Raw genomic sequence first — 20,173 nt, forward strand, 5'->3', positions numbered from 1 at the left:
CACGTGACATCATGCCGCCGAAGAGCGAACGGGAGGAACCACGACGGTGAGCCGGCTGATCGAACACGACTCCGTCAAGGCGGCCAGAATCCTCGACAGCGCGCGCGAGCTGGTCCTCGAACACGGTGTCCGCAAGGTGACCATCGCCGAGATCGCCGCGGCCGCGGGCGTGGGCAAGGGCACGGTCTACCTGTACTGGGAGACCAAGGAAGACCTGCTGGTGGGGCTGGCCGCGCGCGAGGTGCTGGCCTGGATCGAGACCATCAACAACCAGATCGCCCAGGACCCGCAGTCGATCCTGCCCCGCCGTCTCGCTCCGCTGCTTATCCGCACGACACTGGGCAACCCGTGGCTACGGTGGCTCATGACCGACGACACCGTCCTGCGGCAGCTGCTCCACCGCCCCGCCGACCAGGAGCGCTTCGCCGAGGCGACCACGAGCGCGATGGGCAACGCGGTCCTGACGATCCTGCGCGACCACGGGATCGTGCGCGACGATCTCCCGCTGTCCAGGCAGATGTACGCCCTGCACGCCGTGCTGGTCGGGTTCAGCACCGTCATGAACGACCCCGATGTCGCAGGCCCGCTCAGCATCGACGATCCCGAAACCGCCCTCGCCGACACCGTCCAGCTGCTGCTCGAACGGCCTCGCGACCCCGCCGCGCGCGATGTCGCCAAGGCCGCGGAAGCGGTGCGGGCCCGGTTCACCGAGATTCACGACAACCTCCTGGGGCTCGTTGCGGCGGGCGCCGCCGGAACCAGATGACCCGCGTCCTCGAGACCGTGCCGTTCAGCGTCGGCACCACGCCGTGCCCATCGGCTCCATGGATGTCGCCCGCGCGGCCACCACCGCGCCGTGTCAGGCCGAATACAGCGTGCCGGGGACCGAGAAGCACACACCAGGGCGGGCTCGTCGAGCCAGCGGCCCTGAAGCCACCGTTGTCCGTCTGATTAGTTCCCTCGTCCCTGCTCGGGACGCCGCTCAGGCGGGAAAATAGGGGCGGGTTGCCCGCCGACGTCGGTTCATCCATGGCGCGGGTGAGGCCGTTAATTAGTTTGATCGCTGGGAGCTGCTTCAGGGGCCGCGCAGTGTAGCCATGAGCACGAGGGGCCGCCTCTTTCATCCCCCGCCGGCTCCGGCAGGTGACCCGCGGATGCCAGGGGAGGGGCACCGTACAAGAGGTCGATGAGCAGGACCTGTACGTGGAGCGGGTCCCGCACGAGGACCGGCCCGGTCGGCGGTTGCAGGAGGTGCGCGCGTACGCCACCACCACGGCGGTACTGCTGGAGCTGGCCGACTGGCTGCGCTGCCAGAGCGTGGTCCGGGTGGTGATGGAGAGCACCTCCGATTACTGGAAGGGAGCGTTCTGGCTGCTGGAGGCTGAGGGATTCGCCTGCTGGCTGGTCAATGCCCGCCAGGTGAAGGACGTGCCGGGCCGGGCCAAGACTGACCGGGGCGGGATCTGACCCGTTACCGGCGCTCGCTGATCGAAGACCGCACCCGGGAGATGCAGCGGGCCGAGAAGCTGCTGGAGAACGCCCAGGTCAAGCTGTCGTCGATGATCAGCGACATCTTCGGGGTGTCCGGCCGGCAGATGCTGCAGGCCCCGATCGACGGCCAGCGCGATCCCAAGGTGCTCGCCGACATGGCCCGCGGCGAGATTCCCATGTTGGAGGAGGCACTGCGCGGGTTCTTCACCGACCACCACGCTGTGCTGCTGCGCATCATGCTGGCCGACATCGACCGGCTCAGCGAGCAGGCCGCCCTGCTGGACGCCGAGATGAACCGCTTTCCCACCGCCGCACACCTAGTGTCCTGCGCCAAGTTCTGTCCCCAGACGCACGAGTCGGCAGGCCGCAAGAAGGGCAAGGGCAACCGCTGGCTGGCTGGCCGGCACGCTCGGCCGGACCGTCTTCTCCTTCAGCAAGAGCGACAACCTTCCTCGGCGAGCGTTATCGCCGCATCGCCCGCCGCGGCGGCAAATGCAGAGCCCTCGTCGCCGCCAGAAACTCGGTGCTCACCGTCGTCTACCAGCTACTCTCCGATCCCCAGGCCCACTTCCACGACCTGGGCGCCGACTACTACGACACCCGCATCGACAAAGACCGTCGCGCTCGCAGCCTGGCCAGCCAGTTTCATGCCCTGACCGGCCAGAAGATCGTCATCCGCAACGGCAAGGTCATCCTCATCGAGCCCGAGCCGGCCTGACCCACAACCCACCGCGAGTTCTCTATCACCACTCGGGGGCGCTGCAGCCTGCCCATGTGAAGGTCGGATTTTCGGGTCAGCGGTGATGCGGCCGCGTGTGCGCCAGGCCCGCACGCGTCGGACTCAGCCTGCTCTGACCAGCAGCCGGAGCGGCCGGTAGATGAACCCATCGCTCCACACAACGGCCGACAGGTCCTCCTGCGCGCGCAGTCCTGGCAGGCGCGTCACCAAGGCGTGGAACGCCTCCTGCAGTTCCATCCTGGCCAGGTTCGCCCCCGGGCAGTAGTGCGGGCCGTGGCGTAAGCCTTAGTCATGGACGGCAGCGTCAGCGGCATCCTCCAAATTGCCCTGCTGGGCGTACTTGGCATCGCCGAACTGGTCTGTTTCGCCGTGCTGGTGGCCCGGGCGGCCATCCGTCTTCGAGGGGCTGGTGCTGTGACCGGAAACGATCATCGGGTTGGCGTGTAGGTCATCTGTGCTGATCACGATGGTTCTGATCAGGTTCGACCGACGACTGACGTCTCTGCGCAGGCCCGACCATAGGGCTGCGGTGAGCGGCCAGGAGGTTCTCAGGCGGTGATCTCCAAGTGCATCGCCTCGAGCTCGCGTGTAGCGGCCGGAAGGTCAGCGACGTCGGGGTGGGCGACGGCGGTCTCCCAGAATGTGTAAAGCTGATCCGATCGCGTCCATGCCAGCAGGTCGACGATCTGCGTGAACATCGATGGGGCATACGGAGGGATCAGCTCCTCAGTATCGTCAAAGATCGTCGAACGCAGGTCCCGACCCGTCTGTAGGCGTAGCCAGGCCGCCGCGGCGAGGGCCCTCTGGGACATCAGGTGGAGGTCCACATCCTGGTCTTCGACGAAGCCCACCAGGACCAACTGGTTGTAGACCGCATCGGCATCGACCGGTTCCCCGGCAGCCGCGAGGTGTATGCCCTGTACCGCCTCCGCGGTCGAGAGCACGGCCTCATCGCTGAGCGGCTCGTCTTCCTGCTGAATCTGCTCGAGAAGCGGAGCGATCAGGCCGTAGAGGCATGCCGCCTGCTCGCGTGGGTCCAGCCTCCTCGCTGCCTCATCGATGGAGGTGAGCAACTCGGTGTAAGTCCTGTCCGTCATGCAGCCTGCATAGCACGCGCGCACGGACATCCAGTGCTGTGATCGGAAAAGAGGCTCTGGCGCACTCTCGGTGATCAATTACTCATAGTTATGTCAGCGACGCGGATGGATCGCGAGTAGACGCAGTGGACTTGGACAGGCATGGATTGGGGCGACAAGCCCCTTCTCCAGGCCCGGGTTGAGGAGCCGGCGGACAGCCGTTATCGATATCTGATCAAGCTGCCACTCTGAAAGGGTTCACATGTCCCCTCTGGAAGACGTGGTCGACGCGATAGCCCACGCGACCGGGTTCGCCGGTGTGGTGTCGGTGGATCGCGGTGGCGAGAACGAGTTCGCCAAGGCGTACGGCCTGGCCCACCGCGCTCACAAGATCGCCAACACGGTCGACACCCGGTTCGCGATCGCCAGCGGCACCAAGGGGCTGACCGCGCTCGCGGTCGTCAGCCTGATCGAGCAGGGCGTGCTCGAGCTGTCCACAACCGCCCGTTCGGTACTCGGCGAGGATCTCCCGCTCATCGACGACGGCGTCACCGTCGAGCACCTGCTGGCCCACCGGTCTGGCATCGGCGACTACTTCGACGAGAACGCCGGGCACGAGATCACCGACCATGTGCTGCCGATCCCCGTGCACGCGCTGGCCACCACCGAACAGTACCTGGCGGTGCTTGACGGGCATCCCAGCAAGTTCGCCCCCGGCGAGCGCTTCTCGTACAACAACTCCGGCTACGTGGTACTCGCGCTGATCGCAGAACGCGTCGACGGCCGGTCCTTCCACGACCTGGTACGTCACCGGGTCTGCGAGCCCGCCGGCATGCACGACACCGAGTTCCTGCGCTCGGACGAACTACCGGGCCGCACCGCTGTCGGCTACCTGCCCATCGAGGGCACATCGAGGACCAACGTGCTCCACCTGCCAGTGCGCGGCAGCGGCGACGGCGGGATCTACTCCACCGTGCGGGACGTCGGTTCCTTCTGGCGTGCCCTGTTCGGCGGGAAGATCGTGTCATCGAGCTGGGTGGGGGAAATGCTGCGGCCGCGCAGCCAAGTGCCGTCGCAGTCCAGGCGCTACGGCCTCGGCTTCTGGCTCCCCGAATCGCCAGGAGCGAAAGACGCGGTGATGCTTTCGGGATACGACGCCGGCGTCTCGTTCCGCAGCGTTCACCGGCCCCAGGCGCAGCTGACGCACACCGTGATCTCCAACTCCTCCCCCGGAGCATGGCCGATCGCCCGTCTGCTGGAGAACGAGCTCACACAGCGGTGATGCGGATGCGGACCGTGTCCCGGGAACCGCGGCGAAGGTTCCCGCTCAGGAGAGCGAGGGGAATCCGGCGCTGGTGGGGCAAACCTGGCGGGCCGGCGAGCGCTTCCGCCACCCGCCCGACGACGTCCACGACGATCCCGGCCAGATGCGGGAGAAGATCTTCAATGCGCGCCGAGCCTGATCAACTACCGAAGCGTTCTACGTCACAAGACCAGCGACGGAGCCCGTTTACTCGTACCCACTTCTGCTATGTCGCCCTCCACGATCCACTCAGAAGAGTGGGAGGTGAGACGGCGGACCTCGGCCACCGCGTCGTGAGCGCGTGGGTGAGCAGGTCGAGCTGGCCCCTGATCTGGCGGCCGAGCGTGGACACCAGCAGCGGCGCCCGGACTGACCGCACCGGACAGGGCCAGCTGGACGGTGAGGAACAGCGCCCCGATGAAGGTCCTACGCGCTCTGCTGGTGCTCACCCGCCAGCCGGTGTCGTCGTCCTGCGACGGCTGGCGGATGCGGTCGAGGACCGCGACCACGTCCACGCGGTCATCCGCGGCTCGGCCATCGTCGGCGACGGCCCCCGCGCGGGCTTCGCCGCACCGGGTGCGGAGGGCCGTGCCGCCGGAGTCAGGACGGCACTCGACCGGGCGGGGGCCCGCCCCGGAGACATCGGGCTGGTGGTGGGCCTCGCACCGGACGCGCCCGGTCACAAGGCTGTCACGGACGCCGCTCTTCGCGAGGTCTTCGGCGAGACGGGCGGGGCGTCCGGGAACGGCGCTCGCGTCTCACCGGCCGCGGGAGTGATCGCGCTCATCCAAGCCGTCCGCGACGGTCCGCCCGGCTGTGCGGTCATCAGCTCGGTCACGGTCGGCGGCGCGGGCGCCCATATCGTGGCCGAGCGGCTGACGTCGTCGCATGACCGCGGCGGTGGTGATGACGATCCTCAGCTTCTCATGCTGTCGGCGGCGAGCCCGGCCGCGCTCGCCCGAGCCACCGGGAACCTGGCCGACCATCTGGCCGCCGACGCCGCGGCGGACCTCTCCGACGTCGCTTACACCCTCGCGACCGGCAGGCGGGTGCTCGCGCACCGCACGGCGGTGATCGCGCACCGCACGGCGGTGATCGCGTCCAGCACCCGAGAGGCCGGGGAGCTCCTGGCCGATGGCCGCGCACCGGTCCACGTCCGGGGGGACAAGAAGGCCATGTTCATGTTCCCCGGTGTGGGAGCACAGCGGCTCGGCATGGCGCGCGACCTCTACGCGCGGTGGCCCGTCTTCCGCTCCTGGATGGAGCGCTGCGTCAAGCTGCTGACAGCCGAGTTCGGCATGGACATCGGCGAGCCGCTGCTCGACTCGCCGGCGCCCCCGCGAGCCGGCGACCTGCGCGGCATGCTCCGGGGCACGACAGGCGACTTCCAGCGGACCGAACTCGTGCAGCCCGCGCTGTTGTCGTCGAGTTCGCGCTCGCCCAGCAGCTCATGGACGTGGGGATCAAGCCCGCCGCCGTCGTCGGACACAGCCTGGGGGAGTACGTCGCGGCGTGCGTCTCCGGCATGCTGGCCCCCGAGGACGGTCTGCGGCTGGTGGCCGCGCGTGCTCGGCTGATCGGCGGGCTGCCCAGGGGCATGATGCTCGCGGTCGCGCTGGGAGAGGACGACGCCCGTGCGTTCACCGGTGACGGCGTGGACCTCGCCACCGTCAACGGCACCATGGCCTGCGTCCTGTCGGGAGCCGCGGACCGGGTCGAGCCGATCGCCGCCGAGCTGGCCGCGCGCGGGGTCGCCGCCAAGGTGGTCGACGCGGAGCACGCCTTCCACTCCACGCACCTGGAGCCGGTCGCCGCCGAACTGACCCGGCTGGCCGGGAACCTGCCCTCGCACCCGCCCACGATCCCCTTCCTGTCTCCTCTGACCGGCACGTGGGTCACCACCCTGGAGCCGGGTCACTGGGCCAGACATCTGTGCGGCACGGTGCACTTTCACAACGCCGTGGGCGAACTGCTGCGGGCGCGCGACCACGTCCTGCTGGAGGTCGGTCACGGCACCGGGCTGAGCTCCTTCGCCATGCAGCACCCCCGGAGTGGTCCGCGCGTCCTGCCGCTGCTTCCTCCCGGTGGTCGGCTCCTGGACGCCCTCGGCGCGCTGTGGCTGGCCGGGGTGCCGCTCGACGGGGAGCGCCTGCACAGCGGGAGGAGACCACGACGGGTCCCCTTGCCTACTTACCCGTTCGACCGGCAGCACTACTGGCCGGCGGAGAGAGAAGGCTGAATGTCCGACATCGCGCTCAAGGTCAGCGAGTTCCTGGCACGCCATGTCGGCCCGACCGGACATGACACTGATCTGTTTGAGACGGGCCTGGCCAACTCGCTGTTCGCGCTCCAGCTCGTCATGTTCGTGGAAAGCGAGTTCGCGATTGTCGTCGAGGACGAGGAACTGGACTTCGCCAACTTCAGAAGCGTCGCGGCGATGGAGGATTTCGTGCTGCGCAAACTCGGTGACTGATGCGCTGCCCGGACGTCGTTCAACTGGGAAAGGGATGACCATCTTCTCCGGTGAATCGTGGCTGCGCCGGTACCATCCGGCCCCGGACGGTGCGCCGCTGGCCGTGTGCTTTCCGCACGCCGGGGGCGGCGCGGCCTTCTACCATCCGATGTCGGCGGCACTGTCGGACCGGGTGGGGGTGCTCTGCGTGCAGTACCCGGGCCGCCAGGACCGCCTGGCCGAACCTCCTGCTGCCGAGGTGGCGACGGCCGCCGAACGCGTCACGGAGGCGTTGCTGCCGTGGCGGGACAGCCGGCTGGTGCTGTTCGGCCACAGCATGGGCGGAATCTTCGCTTTCGAGACCGCCCGATGCCTGGCCCGTGAGGGCGTGGCACTGTGCGCGCTGTTCGTTTCCGCGGTGTCCGCGCCATCACGGATTCGGCCCGCGAAAGGAACGCTGGACGATGACGAGGCACTGGTCGCCGAGGCACGGGCACTGTCCGGCCAGGACGGAGAAATCATCGCGGACGCCGAACTCCTGCCCTTCGTCCTGCCCGCGCTACGCGCCGACTACCAGACGATGGCCGGTTACAGGTACGACCCCGGCGCGGGGCCGCTGAGCTGTCCGATCGTCGCAGTCGCGGGCGAAGGAGACACTGCGGCAGGCGTCGACGATATGCGTGCCTGGGCTGCGCACACCAGCGTGGCCTTTCGTCTCATGACCTACGCGGGCGGGCACTTCTACCTGTCCCGCAGATGGAAGTCGGTGGCCGACGTGGTCGCCTCGGCCTTCAGCCTGTTCCCATGAGTGAGGGGAGGAGATACGCCGGTGTCCGGTTCCCAGGGGAAGACCTTTGATCGGGTGAACTCGCTGGTCGCCTCGCGGGCGCGGGCCCGTCCCGGCGCGCCGGCCATCGTCGCGCCGGACGCCGAGTTGAGCTACGGCGAGTTGCTGGAAAGGGCGCACGGACTGGCCGATCGGCTGCGCGGGCTCGGAGTGGACCGCGGCAGCCCGGTCGGGCTGTGCGTGCCGCAGTCGGCGGCGCTGGCCGTCGGCGCGCTGGCGGTGCTCGAACTGGGTGGCGTGTACGTCGCGATGGACCCGGACTATCCGGAGGAACGGCTGCGGTTCATGCTCGCCGACTCCGGCGCGCGGGCCCTCATCACGCACGACGGCGTTGTTCCGGCGCGCGACGACGCCCACCACTCCCCGGTCCCGTTGGACGAGGACCTGGCCTACATCGTCTACACGTCGGGGTCGAGCGGCCGTCCCAAGGGGGTGCTGGTCGAGCACCGCGGGCTGCGTGCCCTGGTGGACTGGCATCACAGGGCGTTCGGGATCACCGCCGCCGACAGAGCACTCCACCTCGCCGGTCCAGGCTTCGACGCCGCTGTCTGGGAGACCTGGGCGAACCTGGGAGCGGGCGCCTCGATCCACATCCCGCCCAGGGAGATCCGCGCCCATCCCGTGGCGTTGCGCGACTGGATCGTCGAGCGAGGCGTCACGATCGGCTTCCTGCCCACCGCACTCGCCGAGGCGCTCATGGTCCTGCCATGGCCCCGCGACACGGCGCTGCGCACCGTGCTCACCGGCGGCGACGTGCTGCACCGTCGGCCGCCCGCCGACCTGCCGTTCACCCTGGTGAACAACTACGGCCTCACTGAGGCGACGGTCGTCTCCACGTCCGGACCCGTCCGCCCGGACCAGGACGGCCGGCCGTCGATCGGGCGCCCGATCGACGTCGCTGAGATCCACGTCGTGGACGACCGGCTACGGCCGTCCCTGGAAGGCGAGATCCTGATCGGCGGGCCGCTGGTGGCCAGGGGCTACCTGGGCGATCCCGACCTGACCCGTGAACGCTTCGTGCCCGACCACCTGAGCGGCCGGCCCGGTGGCCGGTTGCTCAGGACCGGCGACCTGGCCCACAGGCGGCCGGACGGCGAGTTGGAGTTCCTCGGCCGCGCCGACATGCAGGTGAACATGAACGGCATCCGAATAGAACCCGATGAGATCGCCGCCACCATCACGCGCCATCCCCACGTCCGCTCCAGCGTGGTCGTGGCGAGAACCACCCTGGTCGCCTACGTCGTGGCCGTCGCCGATGCCCCCGCCGACCTCGAACCCTTCCTCGCCGCCCAATTGCCGGAACCCATGTTGCCAAGCGCTTATGTCTGGCTGGAGGAGCTGCCCATGACCGCCAACGGAAAGGTCGACGTCGGCGCGTTGCCCGACCCGCCGGAGCACGCGGGACCGGAGCCGCACACCGAGACCGAGACCGCGCTGGCCCCTCTCGTCGCCGCGATCCTCACCATCGAGCGCGTCGGCGTCACCGAGAACTTCTTCCGCCTGGGCGGCCACTCCCTGCTCGGCGCACAACTCCTGATGCAGGTGGGGGACAGGTTCGGCGTGAACATCCCCCTGCGCTTCCTGTTCGACCACCCCACGGTGCGGGAACTCGCGCAGGAGATCGACCGCCTGCTGCTGGACGAACTGGAGGCGCTCAGCGACCAGGACGCGGCCCGGCTCGCGGCCGAGATCCAGGAGGAAGCGGGCTGACCATGACAGACGACGTCAGCGAGCTGAGCCTGCACCGGCTCCTCGCCCCCGAGGTATTGGCCGATCCCTATCCCCTCTACCACCGTCTGCGCCGGGAAGCCCCCGTCCATTGGGACCCTTATCTCCACGCCTGGGTCGTGACCCGGTACGGCGACGTTGCCGACGTGCTGACCAGGTTCTCCGCCGTGCGCACGCCGCCGCCCGACAAGCTGGTCATGCTCGGCCTCCGCTGCCCGCCATCGTCACCGCCGAGCTCTTCGGGCTGCCCACCGAAGACCACGTGCTGCTGAAACGCTGGTCCGAGACCTTCGCCGAGATGCTGGGCAACTTTCAGCACAATCCCGAGCGCGCGCATCTGCTGCTGAGCAGCCTCGAAGAGATGACCGGCTACTTCCGGGAGGCCGTTCGCCGCGCGGCGGTGACGCCAGGAGACGGGCTCCTGCGCGCGCTGGTCATCGGGAAGGTCGACGGAGACAGCCTCACCGAGGACGAGATCGTCACCAACGCGATCCTCACCATGGTCGGCGGCCAGGAGACGACGACCAATCTCATCGGCAACGGGCTGCTCACCCTGATCAGGCACCCCGGCGAGCTGACGAGGCTGCGGGCGGATCCCGCGCTCGTTCCGCAGGCGGTGGAAGAGCTGCTGCGCTACGAGAGTCCCAGCCAGCACACCGCTCGCGTGGCCACCGAGGACACGACGATCCGCGACACGCCGGTCCGGCGTGGCCAGGCGGTCATCGCGGTCATGGGGGCCGCCAACCGCGACCCGGGACAGTTCCCCGATCCTGACCGGCTGGACCTCGCACGCTCCAGCAACCGCCACCTCGCCTTCGGCTGGGCCGCGCACTTCTGCTTCGGTGCGGGACTGGCCAGGGTGGAGGGCCAGGTCGCGTTCACCGAGTTGCTGCGTCGGTTCCTCGCCTGCGCGCCGTCCCCGGCCCCATCGTCTGGCGGCCGAACCTGGGCCTGCGCGGCCTCAGCGAACTGCGGGTGAGTCATGACTGACCGACGCACAGTGGCGGTGATCGGCGCGGGCGTGATGGGCACGGGCATCGCCACGCTTCTGTCCGGCTACGGCCTGCCGGTGATCCTGGTCGATGCCGATCCGCAGGCGCTGGCCAGGGCGACGGCCCAGGTCCGCGGCCAACTGCGGCTGGCCAGGATGATGAAGGCGCTGCCGTCTGGCCGGCCGTCGGGGAAGGTGACCACGAGCACGTCGCCGGCGAGCATCGCCCCCGCGGACGTCGTCATCGAGTCGGTGACCGAATGCCCCGACCTCAAGTCGGAGGTACTGCGGGAGGCCTCGACGGTGGTCGTGCCAGGCACCCTCATCGCGTCTAACACCTCGGCCATACCCATCGACGAACTGGCCGAGGCCACGTCCCGGCCGCAGGATCTCGTGGGCCTGCACTTCATGAACCCGCCGTATCTCATCGACGTGGTCGAGGTGGTCCGCGGACCGCGCAGCGGCGAGGCGGCGGTGACCGCGGCGAAAAGCCTGCTGACCGCGACAGGCAGACGCGGTGTGATCGTCGGAGACGGCCCCGGCTTCGTCGTCAACCGCGTCCTGCAACGCGTGATCAACGAGGCGGTCCGCATCGTGGAAGAGGGGATCGCCACGCCCCAGGACGTCGACGCGCTCTTCACCGGTTGCCTCGGACACCCGATCGGGCCGCTGGCCACCGCCGACCTGATCGGACTGGACAACGTGGCCGACTCGCTGACCGTGCTGCATCACCGTACCGGTGACGCCGGGTACGAACCGGCGCCCCTGCTGCTCGCCAAGGTCCGCGCGGGCGAACTCGGCCGCAAGAGCGGCCAGGGCTTCTTCCAGCACTTGGAGCCCCTGTGACGACTGCGGCGGCCAGCATGGTGACCGAGCTGGTCGGCGACCAGGCCGGCCGGTGGGACCGAGAGGGACGGCTGCCCGCCGAGCTCCTGCGCAGGCTGGCTTCCGGCGGTCTGCTGTGTCCACAGGTTCCCGCGGCGTACGGCGGCCTGGGGATGACCGGCCTTGAGGCAGGGGAGTTCACCGCGCACGTCGGCAGCCTGTGCGGCTCGCTACGAAGCGTGCTCACCTCCCAGGGCATGGCCGCCTGGGTCGTCCAGCGCCTGGGCACGGCGGAGCAGCGCGCCGCCTACCTACCGAAGCTGGCCTCCGGGACGTTGGCGGGAGTCGCGTTCAGCGAGCGCTCGGCGGGCAGCGACCTGTCGGCGATAGCGACGCGGATCAGCGACGACGGCGACGACATCGTCGTCCAGGGGGAGAAGACCTGGGTGACGGGAGCGGCATACGCCGACCTGCTCATCGTCTTCGGCCGTGACGGCGTGGCGCTGGTCCCGGCCCGAGCGCACGGCGTACGCGTCGAACCGGTTGCTCAGCCGCTCGGCTGCCGGGCCGGCGGCCATGCGACCGTCTCCCTCGACGAGGTGCGACTGCCGCGCGGCAACCGGCTGGGGACCGGCAGGCGCCCCATCGGCATGCAGATCACGTCGGCCCTCACCTACGGCAGGCTCTCGGTGGCCTGGGGCTGCGTCGGAATCCTGCGCGCCTGCCTCGCGGCGGCCGTGGCCCATGCCAGGACCCGCAGCCAGTTCGGCCGGCCGCTTGCCGAGCATCAGCTGGTCGCCAGGTATCTGGCCGAGCTCCTGGTTACGGAGCAGTCCGCGACCAGAGTCTGCGAGCACGCCAGCCGTTGCTGGGACCTGGGCCGACCCGAAGTGGTCACGGCCGTGGTCGTGGCCAAGCACCTGTCCGCGAGCGGCGCCGCGCGGGGCGCGGCGTCGGCCGTGCAGGTGCTGGCCTCGGCGGGCGCACACGACGACCACGTCGTGGCCAGGGCGTACCGGGACGCCAAGGTGATGGAGATCATCGAGGGCAGCAGCGAGATCAGTCAGCTCCTGCTGGCCGAGCACGCGATAGCGGAGTGGTCATGACGGTGAAATGCCTCATCTGGGACCTGGACGAGACCCTGTGGAAGGGGACACTGCTCGAAACGGAGCATGTCACGGTCAGCGACGAGATACGCCGCGTGATCAGCGAACTGGACGCCCGGGGCATCCTGAACTCGGTGGCCAGCAAGAACGACCACGAGCACGCCTGGGCTCGCCTGCGCGCCCTCGGCTTGGACCGCTATTTCGTGGTTCCGGAGATCGGCTGGGGAACCAAATCGGCGGCGGTCCGGCGCATCGCCGAACGCCTGGGCTTCGCACACCACACGGTGGCCTTCGTCGACGACCAACCGGCCGAACGCGCCGAGGTCGCCTACCACTTACCGGACGTGCGCTGCTTTCCGGCCGAACAGGCCTCGGCCCTGCCGGATCTGCCAGAGTTCCAGCCTGTCGTCACCGAGGAGTCCCGGCACCGGCGGGAAATGTACCAGGCGTCCTTCCACAGGACTGCCGAGCGAGAAGGGTTCACCGGCCCCGACGAGGACTTCCTCCGCTCACTCGCCATGGTCTTGCGCGTGACGCGCGCCGCCGAGCCGGACCTGGACCGCGTCGAGGAACTCACCCTGCGGACCAGCCAGATGAACGCCACCGGAGTCCACTACCCCAAAACCGTCCTGCGCTCCCTACTCGCGGACACGGCACACGACGTCCTCATCGCCTCCCTGACCGACCGCTTCGGTTCCCACGGCTCGATCGCGCTCATGCTGCTGGAGCGCGGCCTTGCGGCCTGGCGGCTGAAGCTCCTGGCGGCGTCGTGCCGGGTGGTGTCCTTCGGCGTGGGCTCAGTGCTCCTGTCATGGCTCGGCACGCAGGCGGCACGGGCGGGTGCACACCTGATCGCCGATTTCCGCAGAACCGAGCGGAACAGAATGATGGCGATAACCTACAGATTCATGGGCTTCCGCCCTGATTCATGCACCTGCCACGTCCCGCCCACCGAGGGAAACCTCCTCCATCTGATCCCTGCCGAAGGCACTCCGCCTTCAACCATGCGCCTGATCGCCCCCGACCTCCTAGCACACCGCACAGCCTGTCCGGGGAGAACCTCGATCTGACCCCGGTCTATGCCATCGGGCCGGTCGGCGGCTACGGGCCCGGCGTGTACGAGCGGCTGGTGGAGTTCCTGGACCGCCAGCTCATTCGTCGAGCGGGTGTCGATCCCCGGCACGCTTCCGGGCCAGACCATGCGGCTGTTCAACGGCCAGTACGTGCCGACGATCGAGATCAACCTCACCCGCGGCCTGTACGGCTGGTCGATCGCCCCTTCTGGGGTTGCTTTCGCTCGGAGCCAATCAATAGTGTGAAAGGAGCGTGCGAGGGCGCTGCCAGTCCGCGGGCAGGGATTTTCCCACCTCGAGCAACACGTCAACACACCGGACAAGACCAACCTCTTTCCGGCCGGGCAAGCGGACCTCGGCGACGAAGGAGGTTGTGATGTTCGATCGTCATTTCGAGCTGCCGGCCCATCCGAACCTGGAGTACTACCGCAAGCGGGCCAAGCACCTGCACCACGCGTACGCCGCTGGCGATGCGGCAGCACAAGCTCGGGTGGCCGAAGTGCTGGGCGAGCGGGCCGCCGAGCGGTTCCTGCTCAGCGACGCCCAGTTCGTGCTCGCTCAGGAACACGGATTCCGGACCTGGGCCGAGTTTCGCGCCCACGTCGAAAACCGCAGCACCACCGAAGAACGGCCGGTCTCCCGCCTCATGGGAGTCAGGCCGGGCATCTACGCCTCGATGGCCGACGCCCTCCTCGTCGAGTTGCGCCGCGACGATCCCAGCGCGCTGCGACGGTTGCGGGCCTACCTGCCCCGGCACGCCACCACGACCTCCGCCGCGACCGCGGAGCTTCGCGACGCGCGGCTGATCATCGCGCGGGAGCTCGGCTTCCCGACCTGGCAGGAGCTCGTGTCGTTCACCGAGAAATCCCGGCGCGATCTCGACGAACGTCAGGAGAAGCGGCGGCGGCTGCACCGCGAGGCCGAAGCCCTGCTGGCCGGCGACACCGATCGGCTGGCCGGTCTGACCGCCGAGCAGGCCGACACCCTGCTGCACATGCTCGCGGGCCCCGAGACGATCCCCGGCGTCCGGCTTGAGAAGGAGCTCGGCGTGCCACGCGCCGCAGTAGAGGTCCTGCTCGGCAAGGCCACCAATCTGGATCTCCCGCTCACCTGGGCTGCCCGCTCCAACCGGGTCGAATACGTGCGCCTGCTGCTCGACGCCGGCGCCGACCCTGGCGTCCGGAAATGGGGGAGTACCCCGCTGGAGAACGCCATCCTCCTCGACAACACGGAGGTCGTCGACCTGCTCGCCGAGTACGGGATCGTCCCGCAGGCGCTCTGGACGTATGCCGCCTGCGGCCGTCTGGACCTGGTGCGGACCTGTTTCGACGCGGACGGCAGCCTCCGGCCGGACGCCGCGTCGGCGCGCCCCGACCTCGCCGACACCGGCGCGGGCTTTCCGTCTCGGCTGCCGGCGACCGATGATCCGGAGGAGATCGTGGGAGAGGCGTTCGTCCATGCCTGCCAGCACGGCCGGATCGAGGTCGTGCGCTGGTTCCTCGACCGCGGCGTCCATCCCGACGTAGCGCCCTACCTCGGGCGGACCGGCCTGCACTGGGCAATCCCGGGCGGTCGTCTCCAAGTGATCCGCCTGCTCCTGGAGCGCGGTGCCGACCCATCCATCCGCGACGATCTCCTCCAAACCGACGCCGACGGCTGGCTGCACATATCCCACGCCGCTCACCCCCACGATCCCGTGACCCAGCAGCTCCACGACCTGATCGAGGCTCGATCGCGCTGAATTCCTGCTGTGCGTCCGGGCTGCCCACCGCGCAGATCGTCCCGCCCTCGTCTTCGAGCTCACGCAGGACCTGCCCCGACATTCAGGTCCGTCGGGGGCGCGGGCCCGCTCGAGAATCGCGGCGGGTCGCCGCGTACAGCTCTATCTTGAACTTGGGCTGTACCAGCGCCACCTCATCCCGCAAGCACGTCAATACTTCCACCGCAAGCCCAGGGCGCTGTTACTTCTCAGCGGCGTCACCTTCAAGCGCAACGATCGCTGTCACATCTCATCGACACACAACCAACCCGGCGGCCCCTGCCCGGGTTATCCCGCTACAACCCCCAATGGCCACTATCCAGGTTTTGCCGAACCCACGAGGGCTGGGAACCTCTGCGGGGCCCGCCGATGCCGGCGTTCTGCGCCCAGGCGGGCATGCCAGCCGAAGCCAGCGGTATTCCGGCCGCCCCTACCTCGCGGCCCATCACACGAACCCGAGAGGAAGGTTTTAGGGCCGAGGCGCAGCGGGTGTTGGGACGTGCGGTTGCTCGCGGGCGAGGAGCGCACCGAGGGCGGCGGCGAGGAGGGGAAGGCCGGCCAGGGGGTCTCGAACGGCACCCGTACCGGTGCCTCCCACGTGGTACGCACCGTCAGGGGCCCGACCGTGCTGCGGCCCGGACGTCAGAGCTGCCGGCGAAGCCACTCCAGGCCTTGTTCGGCGTGGGTGACGACGGTGAAGTGGCTGTCGCCCTCGCAGAGGCGCAGCTCGGCGGTCGGGCAATGGGCCGCCAGCCTCGACCCGTGGCCGACAGGGATGATCCGGTCTTCGGTGCCATGCAGGAGGAGGACCGGGGCGCTGATGGTGCCGGGATCACAACCCCAGGCAAGGGTGTAGGAGACGTCGTCGTCGATCTGGCCGTACGGGCCGGCCGCGAGAGCCGGTTCTCCGACCTTCCCCAGCCACTCCCACGGCCCCTCGAACAAGGCCAGATCAGCCGCGGTGAACTCGCAATCGTAGGCGAACCCCGACGCCTCCAGCGCCGCCCTTGCCTCGCGGCCCGCCGCCGCTGTCCCCAGCGCGGCCACACCGGACGGAATCATCCCGGCGAACCAGTCCAGTCCGGCCGCGCCGTACGGGGCGATGCCGGCCAGGCTCAGCACCGCTTGGACGCGATCGCCCAGAACCGCTGCGCACCCCAGAGCGTAAGACCCGCCGCCGGAGTACCCCACGACGGCGAACCGATCGATGCCGAGTGCGTCCGCGACTGTTGCCGCGTCACCGGCGACCGACGCGATGGTGCGCCCCGGTGCGACGCTGGAGCCACCGTAGCCCGGCCGGTCGAACGACACCCAGCGCAGCCCGAGCCTGTCGGCCGCGGCGAAGAGCGGCTCCGGAGGCGCCCCTACGTTGGGCGTGCCGTGATGCCACATGACAGGCAACCGCCCACCCTCCTCCGAGGCGGTGTCATAGACGTGTAGCGTGCGACCTCCGCCCACCGGGACGTCCAGCTCGATCATCTCATCGCTCTTTCCTCGTCGACGTGCACTTGAGGCTTGCGGGAGGCAGCACAGCAGGACGTCACCGGACCGGTTCCAACGGCACGGTCCCGGCTTCGGCGAACAGTTTGTTGCCGCCGCCCGGGAGGATCCCTACCGTGCGGCGATCGCCTCGATCTCCAGCATCCATGCGTCATCGTAAATGCCTGTGATGATGACCGTGAGTGCCGGAGCGTGATCGCCAAGGACCTCCCGTCGGATGGCAGAATTCTCCGCGCGGTAGGCCCGATCGGACAGAAAGGTAGTGACCTTCACCAAGTCAGACAGCGCCATATCGTGATGCGCCAGGACGGCTGCCACATTGGCCCACACCTGACGGCACTGCGCCGCGAATCCCTCCGGAACGGCACCGTCCGGAGCCACAGGAATCTGCCCGCTGATGTGCACCACTCGCGCAGGAGCCGTGATCTCGTACGAATGGACGTACCCGCCGCCATCGGGCACCACCGGACCAGGAGTAATCATGCGGGAATGATCACAGCCGCGTGATCCCATGGCAACTGAGATATCTCACCCTTCAGGCGGCAGCAGCGCGCTGAGCAGTGGCTGTTTCACCGCGTTCCACGCGTCGCCGAACAGGAGCCGAGCACCGCGAATGGACCGGAGGCTCGTCAACCCCACAGCCAGTCGGTCACGAGATCGGCGACGGCGCTCTCCTCCCGTGTGCCGCGTAGCGGACGGGTCTCCTTGTGGAACTGCAGGGTCACGCCGACAACGGGTAGAGGTGGCTGGCCGGGAACGAGCATCAACGTTCCGGCGGGCAGGTCGAAATGCCGGGAGCCCCAGGAGACCACCCCCGTCTTCTCTTGCCAGTTCAACACGGCGCACAGGCCTGCGAACGAGGCGATCGGGGTCTGCTGGGCGTCGTAGAAGACCGCGCCGTAAATGCCGTCGTGTATGACGCTCCACTGCTGCTCGCTGAGGGTGGGAGCGTTCGGCGGCCGCGTGAACTTCTGATGGGACAGGGTGGCTATGTCGTAGCCCCAGGAGTCCTCGCCCGTTGGGTGAACGCTCAGGATCCGCAGTTTACGCAGGTAGGCGGCCTTAACGGCTTCTTCGGTCGGTGTGCGGCGGGAGCACACAAACGCTGCGGGCCGCCCTTCGGAAGCGGCAGTCGTTCCCACCTGAACAGCGAGGTCCGCCACGCGCACGATGTCATCGACGGTGACCGTCACATCCAGCGATCCGGCGTCGATGAGCGCCACCACCACCTCGTCGTCGGCGGCGTGGGCCACCAGCGTGGACCGGCCCGCCAGCATCTGGAACTGCCAGATGTCGTCCTCTTCGGTCATCGCTCGGGCAACGCCGTCGAGAAACTGCCGGTACTCGGCGGGCTGAGCTCGCGTCATGGTCGATGATCGTACGGCCTGCGAACGCGGCGCCGACCACGGCGGATGACGGTGGACGAGTGAGGCGTCGTCATGCGCGTACGGGGGCGCGGATTCGCCCACGCGACGCTGGAGACTACGGACCGGATCGAACGCGAGGCGATCAAGGAGAGTCTTGCCTGGACTGGTCGAGCCCGAGCCTGCCGCATCTGATGGCGATGATGCGCTGGCTGGTGGATGAGCCGATGCCGCCGCGCTACGGCGACGACGCGGTATCGCAGCGAGGGCACCGCGAACGCCATCATGGGGACGGTCGGGGAGTTCCTGTCGTGGTGCTGCCTGCAGGGGTGGGTGCCGCCGACGCTGGTGTACACGCAATCAACCAGTGCGCGTCAGAGGAAACCGACCCCGAGCGGCGGCTGTCTCCTGGCATGAGAGCCGCTGTGTTGGATCCTGAGATCAGATTTGGAACATGGACAGGGGAGCGGTGCAGAGGGTCTGCTCAGCGCCGAACTCCTCGAACGTGCTGACAGGGCGGAAGCCAAGGCGGGCGGCGAGTTTCAGAGATCGCTTGTTCGCGGTCTGGGTTACGAGCACGACCGGCTGGTCGGGGAGTTCGTCAGCCGCTGCGCGCAACGCGACCGTTGCGGCCTCGAATGCGAACCCCGCGCCCCATGCACTGCGTCGCAGTACATAGCCCAGTTCCAGTGCCTCGCCATCCTCGGTGACATGCCCGGGGCGATCGGCCGGCCGGTGGGCGAGCATCAATGTTCCCATCAGTCGGTTCGTCGTGTTGTCGGCGATGACATAGTTGCCAGGCCTGGATGCCGCGTTGGCGGTCATGGCTGCATCGAAGTGCTGCTCGACGTCACTCCGAGGCCGGGGACCCCCGATGTATTCCTGAACCTCGGGATCGGTCATGAGCTCGATGAATTCTTCACGGTCGGCAGCGTACGCTTTGCGAAGCAGGAGTCGTTCCGAAGGGATTTCCGGGGCAGATAGCGTGCGCAATTGGCTCATAGGCCCGTGATCATAGACCACGGGCCCCTTGTCTGAGGCTGCCGCACTCGCCCGTGCCCGTGGCGTTGACGCACACCTAGCCGGCCTCAAGGGCATTGCAACTCGTTCGCAGCGCGCGCATCAGCCAGCTGTCCATGGAGCTCTCGACGATCCATCGGCGCTGCAGTGACGGCCAGCCTGAGCCCGTCGGCGGGACGCGCGGTGATGGTGAGTGTTCCGCCGTGTGCGTGGGCAATGCTCTTGACGATCGCCAGGCCGAGACCGACGCCAGGGCGGCCTGCGGTCTCGAAGGCGTGCTGGGCGAGCTCGCCGCGCGCCTTCTTCTGGTCGTCGGAGTTACCGGCCATGGTCAGTGCCCCATCGTTCGTGTGCGGACTGGCGCCTCATGCCAGCGGCCTGGCCGATCTTGGTCCAGAACGACGTCGTCGCGGGCCGCACGCACGGCGGTGGCTCCAGGAGGACTCTCGGGCGCGGCTCGCCCATGACGGGCCGCGGACGCACGCCGGCCAAAGGGCTGACGTGCAGCATTCAGCCCTGTCCGCCTTGCTGTCGCGCCGCAAAGTCAGTGCAGTGGCCGGGCGACGGTGGAACGCATCGTCAACCGCATGCTGGCACTCACCATCAACGACTTCCTAGCAGGTCTCGGGCATCTTGGGTGAAGGGCTCACGGTGCGCAATCCGACGCATCCGAGGGTTCTCACTCCACGCTTGGCGGAGCGCCAAGAAACGAATGCACTTACGTGAAAGAGGAAAATCAATGTCCGCACCGAGCCGTACCACGCCCACCAGCCAAGAACTGATGGTTCCCGCACCGAAGAGGTGTGAACCGCGCCGGGTCTGTTGGAGACCGGGTTATCTGGCTGGGGCGAGAGTAACTGAGTTGATCTCTGCGCGGTAGAGGGCTTCGTATTCGAAGG

At 68.4% G+C, this 20,173-nt stretch carries 22 protein-coding genes and 1 pseudogene; 16 read left to right on the plus strand and 7 right to left on the minus strand.

The features are described 5' to 3' along the window. Positions 1 to 46 precede the first annotated feature (46 nt). The 3 genes from ACIBI9_RS62750 to ACIBI9_RS62760 all read left to right on the plus strand — a co-directional run bounded on the left by ACIBI9_RS62750 (position 47) and on the right by ACIBI9_RS62760 (position 2,147). Complete coding sequence (locus ACIBI9_RS62750) at positions 47 to 766, plus strand: TetR/AcrR family transcriptional regulator (RefSeq protein ID WP_397237814.1); 720 nt, start codon at positions 47 to 49, stop codon at positions 764 to 766. Between the two features lie 377 nt (positions 767 to 1,143). Continuing rightward, positions 1,144 to 1,467, plus strand: a complete 324-nt coding sequence (locus tag ACIBI9_RS62755) for a transposase (protein ID WP_397237816.1) — start codon at positions 1,144 to 1,146, stop codon at positions 1,465 to 1,467. Positions 1,468 to 1,508: 41 nt separating this feature from the next. Then, positions 1,509 to 2,147, plus strand: a complete 639-nt coding sequence (locus ACIBI9_RS62760; RefSeq protein WP_397237818.1) for a hypothetical protein — start codon at positions 1,509 to 1,511, stop codon at positions 2,145 to 2,147. 185 nt (positions 2,148 to 2,332) lie between these two features. Here the strand turns inward: ACIBI9_RS62760 and ACIBI9_RS62765 are convergent, their stop codons facing one another. Continuing rightward, the gene (locus ACIBI9_RS62765; RefSeq protein WP_397237819.1) at positions 2,333 to 2,467 is read right to left on the minus strand and encodes a hypothetical protein; all 135 of its coding nucleotides are present in this window, start codon (positions 2,465 to 2,467) and stop codon (positions 2,333 to 2,335) included. Positions 2,468 to 2,521: 54 nt separating this feature from the next. Between ACIBI9_RS62765 and ACIBI9_RS62770 the strand changes: the two genes are divergently transcribed. Continuing rightward, positions 2,522 to 2,677, plus strand: a complete 156-nt coding sequence (locus tag ACIBI9_RS62770; protein WP_397237821.1) for a hypothetical protein — start codon at positions 2,522 to 2,524, stop codon at positions 2,675 to 2,677. Positions 2,678 to 2,778: 101 nt separating this feature from the next. Here the strand turns inward: ACIBI9_RS62770 and ACIBI9_RS62775 are convergent, their stop codons facing one another. Further along, positions 2,779 to 3,327 carry a hypothetical protein gene (locus tag ACIBI9_RS62775; RefSeq protein WP_397237823.1) on the minus strand — a complete coding sequence of 183 codons (549 nt, stop codon included), beginning with the start codon at positions 3,325 to 3,327 and terminating at the stop codon, positions 2,779 to 2,781. A 241-nt stretch (positions 3,328 to 3,568) separates the two neighbouring features. On the opposite strand from ACIBI9_RS62775, the gene ACIBI9_RS62780 reads away from it, so the two are divergent. From ACIBI9_RS62780 to ACIBI9_RS62835, 12 genes and pseudogenes are all read left to right on the plus strand, one after another. Beyond that, positions 3,569 to 4,588 (plus strand): serine hydrolase domain-containing protein, encoded by a 1,020-nt coding sequence (locus ACIBI9_RS62780; protein ID WP_397237825.1) that lies wholly within the window; start codon positions 3,569 to 3,571, stop codon positions 4,586 to 4,588. Between the two features lie 947 nt (positions 4,589 to 5,535). Continuing rightward, positions 5,536 to 6,848, plus strand: a pseudogene (locus ACIBI9_RS62785) (acyltransferase domain-containing protein). Next, positions 6,849 to 7,082 (plus strand): acyl carrier protein, encoded by a 234-nt coding sequence (locus ACIBI9_RS62790; protein ID WP_397237827.1) that lies wholly within the window; start codon positions 6,849 to 6,851, stop codon positions 7,080 to 7,082. Positions 7,083 to 7,116: 34 nt separating this feature from the next. Beyond that, positions 7,117 to 7,869 (plus strand): thioesterase II family protein, encoded by a 753-nt coding sequence (locus tag ACIBI9_RS62795; RefSeq protein ID WP_397237829.1) that lies wholly within the window; start codon positions 7,117 to 7,119, stop codon positions 7,867 to 7,869. 21 nt (positions 7,870 to 7,890) lie between these two features. Beyond that, complete coding sequence (locus tag ACIBI9_RS62800) at positions 7,891 to 9,618, plus strand: amino acid adenylation domain-containing protein (RefSeq protein ID WP_397237831.1); 1,728 nt, start codon at positions 7,891 to 7,893, stop codon at positions 9,616 to 9,618. Between the two features lie 2 nt (positions 9,619 to 9,620). Continuing rightward, positions 9,621 to 9,908, plus strand: coding sequence for a hypothetical protein (locus tag ACIBI9_RS62805; RefSeq protein ID WP_397237833.1), 288 nt, complete (start codon positions 9,621 to 9,623; stop codon positions 9,906 to 9,908). Then, positions 9,899 to 10,615 carry a cytochrome P450 gene (locus ACIBI9_RS62810; protein WP_397237836.1) on the plus strand — a complete coding sequence of 239 codons (717 nt, stop codon included), beginning with the start codon at positions 9,899 to 9,901 and terminating at the stop codon, positions 10,613 to 10,615. The genes ACIBI9_RS62805 and ACIBI9_RS62810 overlap by 10 nt, the downstream gene beginning before the upstream one ends. Before the next feature lie 3 nt (positions 10,616 to 10,618). Continuing rightward, positions 10,619 to 11,473 (plus strand): 3-hydroxyacyl-CoA dehydrogenase family protein, encoded by an 855-nt coding sequence (locus ACIBI9_RS62815; protein WP_397237838.1) that lies wholly within the window; start codon positions 10,619 to 10,621, stop codon positions 11,471 to 11,473. Beyond that, on the plus strand, positions 11,470 to 12,558 hold the full coding sequence (locus ACIBI9_RS62820) for an acyl-CoA dehydrogenase family protein (RefSeq protein WP_397237840.1): 1,089 nt from the start codon (positions 11,470 to 11,472) through the stop codon (positions 12,556 to 12,558). Before ACIBI9_RS62815 ends, ACIBI9_RS62820 begins: the two co-directional genes overlap by 4 nt. After that, entirely contained in the window at positions 12,555 to 13,628 is a 1,074-nt protein-coding gene (locus tag ACIBI9_RS62825; protein ID WP_397237842.1) for an HAD-IIIC family phosphatase, read from the plus strand. The genes ACIBI9_RS62820 and ACIBI9_RS62825 overlap by 4 nt, the downstream gene beginning before the upstream one ends. 96 nt (positions 13,629 to 13,724) lie before the next feature. After that, positions 13,725 to 13,877: a hypothetical protein gene (locus ACIBI9_RS62830; protein WP_397237844.1), complete on the plus strand. Its 153-nt coding sequence runs from the start codon at positions 13,725 to 13,727 to the stop codon at positions 13,875 to 13,877. A gap of 130 nt (positions 13,878 to 14,007) precedes the next feature. Continuing rightward, the gene (locus ACIBI9_RS62835; RefSeq protein WP_397237846.1) at positions 14,008 to 15,372 is read left to right on the plus strand and encodes an ankyrin repeat domain-containing protein; all 1,365 of its coding nucleotides are present in this window, start codon (positions 14,008 to 14,010) and stop codon (positions 15,370 to 15,372) included. 660 nt (positions 15,373 to 16,032) lie between these two features. On the opposite strand, the gene ACIBI9_RS62840 is transcribed toward ACIBI9_RS62835, so the two are convergent. From ACIBI9_RS62840 to ACIBI9_RS62860, 5 genes are all read right to left on the minus strand, one after another. Further along, positions 16,033 to 16,869 (minus strand): alpha/beta fold hydrolase, encoded by an 837-nt coding sequence (locus ACIBI9_RS62840; RefSeq protein ID WP_397237848.1) that lies wholly within the window; start codon positions 16,867 to 16,869, stop codon positions 16,033 to 16,035. A 132-nt stretch (positions 16,870 to 17,001) separates the two neighbouring features. Beyond that, positions 17,002 to 17,373: a RidA family protein gene (locus ACIBI9_RS62845; protein ID WP_397237850.1), complete on the minus strand. Its 372-nt coding sequence runs from the start codon at positions 17,371 to 17,373 to the stop codon at positions 17,002 to 17,004. A 146-nt stretch (positions 17,374 to 17,519) separates the two neighbouring features. Further along, positions 17,520 to 18,257, minus strand: coding sequence for a hypothetical protein (locus ACIBI9_RS62850; RefSeq protein WP_397237852.1), 738 nt, complete (start codon positions 18,255 to 18,257; stop codon positions 17,520 to 17,522). 438 nt (positions 18,258 to 18,695) lie between these two features. After that, positions 18,696 to 19,256, minus strand: coding sequence for a GNAT family N-acetyltransferase (locus ACIBI9_RS62855; protein ID WP_397237854.1), 561 nt, complete (start codon positions 19,254 to 19,256; stop codon positions 18,696 to 18,698). Between the two features lie 86 nt (positions 19,257 to 19,342). Next, entirely contained in the window at positions 19,343 to 19,603 is a 261-nt protein-coding gene (locus tag ACIBI9_RS62860; RefSeq protein ID WP_397237856.1) for a sensor histidine kinase, read from the minus strand. Between the last annotated feature and the right edge of the window lie 570 nt (positions 19,604 to 20,173).

The organism is Nonomuraea sp. NPDC050451, assembly GCF_044458585.1.

Coding starts and splice junctions, on each gene's coding strand:
- ACIBI9_RS62760 (WP_397237818.1), top strand. CDS start 1,509: ATGCAGCGGGCCGAGAAGCTGCTGGAGAACGCCCAGGTCAAGCTGTCG.
- ACIBI9_RS62780 (WP_397237825.1), top strand. CDS start 3,569: ATGTCCCCTCTGGAAGACGTGGTCGACGCGATAGCCCACGCGACCGGG.
- ACIBI9_RS62835 (WP_397237846.1), top strand. CDS start 14,008: ATGTTCGATCGTCATTTCGAGCTGCCGGCCCATCCGAACCTGGAGTAC.
- ACIBI9_RS62840 (WP_397237848.1), bottom strand. CDS start 16,869: ATGATCGAGCTGGACGTCCCGGTGGGCGGAGGTCGCACGCTACACGTC.
- ACIBI9_RS62825 (WP_397237842.1), top strand. CDS start 12,555: ATGACGGTGAAATGCCTCATCTGGGACCTGGACGAGACCCTGTGGAAG.
- ACIBI9_RS62805 (WP_397237833.1), top strand. CDS start 9,621: ATGACAGACGACGTCAGCGAGCTGAGCCTGCACCGGCTCCTCGCCCCC.
- ACIBI9_RS62770 (WP_397237821.1), top strand. CDS start 2,522: ATGGACGGCAGCGTCAGCGGCATCCTCCAAATTGCCCTGCTGGGCGTA.
- ACIBI9_RS62790 (WP_397237827.1), top strand. CDS start 6,849: ATGTCCGACATCGCGCTCAAGGTCAGCGAGTTCCTGGCACGCCATGTC.
- ACIBI9_RS62775 (WP_397237823.1), bottom strand. CDS start 3,327: ATGACGGACAGGACTTACACCGAGTTGCTCACCTCCATCGATGAGGCA.
- ACIBI9_RS62765 (WP_397237819.1), bottom strand. CDS start 2,467: ATGGAACTGCAGGAGGCGTTCCACGCCTTGGTGACGCGCCTGCCAGGA.
- ACIBI9_RS62855 (WP_397237854.1), bottom strand. CDS start 19,256: ATGAGCCAATTGCGCACGCTATCTGCCCCGGAAATCCCTTCGGAACGA.
- ACIBI9_RS62815 (WP_397237838.1), top strand. CDS start 10,619: ATGACTGACCGACGCACAGTGGCGGTGATCGGCGCGGGCGTGATGGGC.
- ACIBI9_RS62795 (WP_397237829.1), top strand. CDS start 7,117: ATGACCATCTTCTCCGGTGAATCGTGGCTGCGCCGGTACCATCCGGCC.
- ACIBI9_RS62850 (WP_397237852.1), bottom strand. CDS start 18,257: ATGACGCGAGCTCAGCCCGCCGAGTACCGGCAGTTTCTCGACGGCGTT.
- ACIBI9_RS62845 (WP_397237850.1), bottom strand. CDS start 17,373: ATGATTACTCCTGGTCCGGTGGTGCCCGATGGCGGCGGGTACGTCCAT.
- ACIBI9_RS62860 (WP_397237856.1), bottom strand. CDS start 19,603: ATGGCCGGTAACTCCGACGACCAGAAGAAGGCGCGCGGCGAGCTCGCC.